We start from the raw sequence: 3,457 nt of genomic DNA, 5'->3' as shown, positions 1-3,457 counted from the left end.
GGGTAGCGCCGCTGTCGACCGCCGTCATGACGGCGGTCGAGGACAAGGATACGGGTGCGGCCTCGGGCATCAACAACGCCGTCTCGCGCATCGGCGGCCTGATTGCCGTGGCGGCGATGGGATCGCTGGCGGCCTGGGTCTATGCTGGCGTGCTCGGCACCGCTGCCGGCTCCGGCATTCCGGGTTTCGGCGAACCGCCGCCAGCCGGCCTGGCGCCCGGCCTCGATACGGCACGACTTGCCGCCAGCGACGCGGCATTCGCCGCCGTTGCCGCGGTGACCGCGCTGCTTTGCCTGTTTTCGGCAATCACCGCGTGGACGACGGTTTCCGGCGAGCGGCTGCCATGGGCGCGCGACACGGCGAATCAGCAGGGCTGACGACGAAAAACGTCGGCTCAGCCTTCGATCTTGGCGCTCGCGACCTTCAACTGATTGCTGTCTTCCTGCTTGAGCAGGTCGTCGATGCGTTCGCGCTCGCGCTTGAAGGCGACGAGGTCGTCGCCCTTCAGCGTCTTACCGACCGGTAGGCGGACGCGCATCGAATCGACCTTTGTGCCGTTGACGATCAGTTCGTAATGAAGATGCGGACCGGTGGAGAGGCCGGTTGAGCCGAGATAGCCGATAACCTGACCCTGGCGAACGCGAACACCCGGCTCGATGCCTTTGGCAAAGGCGCTCTGGTGATTGTAGGACGTCTCGTAGCCATTGGCGTGACGCAAGATGATCTGCTTGCCATAGCCGCCGGCCCAGCCGGCCTTTTCGACGACGCCGTTGCCCGCGGCAATGATCGGCGATCCCACGGGAGCTGCCCAGTCGGTGCCGGTGTGCATTTTCACATACCCCAAAATGGGGTGACGCCTGGCACCGAACCCGGACGTAAACCGGCCATTGGGCAAGGGATTGCGCAGCAGAAACTGCTCGGCGCTGCTGCCGTTTTCGTCGAAGTAGTCGGTGCTGCCGTCCTGCATCTGGAAACGATAGAAATTTCGTGTCGTGCCGCCGAAAGTCGCGGAGACGTAAAGCAGCTCGGATTCGTCAGACGCCTGGTCGTCGCCATCGGGCTGCGAGAACAGCACCTCGATGCGGTCCGTGGGATTGAGGCGCGACTGAAAGTCGACACCGGATGCCAGCAACTTGATCAGCCGTTGCGTCATCGCCTTGGACATGCCGTAGGAATAGGCGGTGCGGTAGATGCCGTCATAGATGTTCGGCAGATTGCCGCGCACTATGGGCGCAGGCGAATCGTCGAACGCCGTCAGCAATTCGGGATTTGGCTCCGGCTCCTGCGCCGGCACGTACTGGTCGTGGTCGTCGAGCGCGATGGTGACGATGTGCTGGGTCCTGTCGTACACGCTGGTGCGAACGATCTTGGCGGCGTCGCCATGGACCTCGAGCCCAACGCGCAGCACGGTTCCTGCCTTGAGGGCCGTGGCATTCAGCAATTTGGCGATCGCCTCGGCCATCCCGGTTGCGTCGTCACCGGTATAGCCCGAATCGGCGAAGGCCTCGGCAATGTCGAGATCCTTGGTGAAGGGGATGATTTCCTCGGCGAAGGCCGGCGCCTGATCGTCGACCGCGGCACGCGGCGACACCGAGACGTTTTCCGGGACGATCTTGACGTCATAGGAGCCGGCCATGCTCTCGGCGAAGCCGTCACCGAACCGCTGTGGGTCGACATAGTGCAGCGACGCGACCTGGACGGCGCCGTCGCTCAGATCGGTGCCGGCCTCGTGCACCACCTTTTCCACCTCGTCGGCCGAAAGGTCGCTCTTTTCGTCGAAGGCCGCCGTCTCGATCGGGAAATCGACGGTCTTCAGGCTCATCTCGCTTTCGACCTTGGCGCCATAGATCTGGCTGGCGGTGGCGGCTGCCGGCTGGGCGGCATTGTCGTCGCCATTGCCAAACACCTGCATCGGGTCGAAAGGCGGATAGGAACGGCTGGTCGTGTGACCGGCGGCAAGCGCCATCTTGATCTGCACGAAAGGCATGGTGTGGATGACGTCGCGGTCGCCAACCTTGGTCACCATCGACACTTCCATGCGCCGGCGATCCTTGGCCTTGGCGATCTGGCGCAGCGCGACCAGCCGTGTCGTCTTGGCGATCTCACCGGAATCGTCGCCACTGGCAAGGCTGATCAGTTCGGCGATCTCGGGTGGCGTCGCCAACTGCTGGCGGCCGTCAAGCGCTGCAAACAGCGCCACGCCCATCAGCACGCTCGAGGTCACGCCGGTAAGGAAGGTGCCCGACAGCCAGCGCGCCGAAACCTCGCGCCGGTCGGGAGGGCCGCTGCGGCCGTCCGCGATCAGCGGCGGCTCGTTGCCGAGGTCGGCTATGACATCTTCCGTGTCTGGCATCCAGAAAGGCTGCTTCTTCCCCGGGGCGGAACGGCTTGTCGTTCTTGTTGTGGCCATGACATTTGCCTGTCACGGCGGGTGAAGTCAACGAAGCGCCTGGCCCCGGCCGAAATCCCCAATCACACGTCTGTCTCTATGGGTTCTCTTTAGTCTCTTATAGGAAGCGCCTGGGAGGCGCCGTTTGGTCTCTTATAGAAGGCCCTGCGCGGGTGGCGCTTTCGCCTGCTTCGTTGGCCTTGGTGTCAAACTGCAATACGGCGGCAATAGGGCTCCACCGCGACAGCCGGCTTTGTTGTCCCCATGCCGTAGCGGCAGTCGGCTACAGAAAAGCGGCGCCCCAACTTTCGTCGCAAAAAATTCAAAAAAGTTCGAAATCGCTGTTGACACTTTGGACGCCCCCCGACTATATACGCCTCAACAACGAGGGCGGCGCGCCGCTGGCGACGAAGAAGTTCGCTTCTAAATCTGCCCTCCGCGAAATTCAAGAGAGCCGCGTGAGCGACACTCGACAGGCCCCGAAGCCAAAAGCGTAACGGGCCACGACACTGCGTCTGCAGAGTCTGTTCTTTGAAAATTGAATATTGAAGAAAGAGAAACGTGGGCGGCAGAGTCCTGCTGAACCCCTCATCCCGCCAGGGATGGGACGGTTCGAACGAGACTTTGGCGGACACGTTTTGAGAGAATAAAATCTACCAAGATACGCAAGTGTCTAGGTGTGAATGTTCTCGTCAATTCAAAGCGTGACCAGATAAAGCCAAATCAAAGTCTTCTAAACTTGAGAGTTTGATCCTGGCTCAGAACGAACGCTGGCGGCAGGCTTAACACATGCAAGTCGAGCGCCCCGCAAGGGGAGCGGCAGACGGGTGAGTAACGCGTGGGAATCTACCCATCTCTACGGAACAACTCCGGGAAACTGGAGCTAATACCGTATACGTCCTTCGGGAGAAAGATTTATCGGAGATGGATGAGCCCGCGTTGGATTAGCTAGTTGGTGGGGTAATGGCCTACCAAGGCGACGATCCATAGCTGGTCTGAGAGGATGATCAGCCACATTGGGACTGAGACACGGCCCAAACTCCTACGGGAGGCAGCAGTGGGGAATAT

1 protein-coding gene, 1 rRNA gene and 1 pseudogene (1 of these 3 cut by a window edge) are annotated in these 3,457 nt (G+C 61.3%); 2 read left to right on the top strand and 1 reads right to left on the bottom strand.

What is annotated here, in order from left to right; all coding sequences use genetic code 11:
- A pseudogene (locus NKI67_RS32195) lies at positions 1–377 on the top strand (MFS transporter); the annotation flags it as partial.
- A gap of 17 nt (positions 378–394) precedes the next feature.
- Here the strand turns inward: NKI67_RS32195 and NKI67_RS32190 are convergent.
- Positions 395–2,353 (bottom strand): M23 family metallopeptidase, encoded by a 1,959-nt coding sequence (locus NKI67_RS32190; protein WP_352577119.1) that lies wholly within the window; start codon positions 2,351–2,353, stop codon positions 395–397.
- A gap of 771 nt (positions 2,354–3,124) precedes the next feature.
- Between NKI67_RS32190 and NKI67_RS32185 the strand changes: the two genes are divergently transcribed.
- A 16S ribosomal RNA gene (locus NKI67_RS32185) occupies positions 3,125–3,457 on the top strand; it runs 1,152 nt beyond the window's last position.

Origin of the sequence: Mesorhizobium sp. M0408 (assembly GCF_040321495.1) — a bacterium.
Classification (GTDB): domain Bacteria; phylum Pseudomonadota; class Alphaproteobacteria; order Rhizobiales; family Rhizobiaceae; genus Mesorhizobium.
This window is presented reverse-complemented; position numbering and strand designations above follow the sequence as displayed.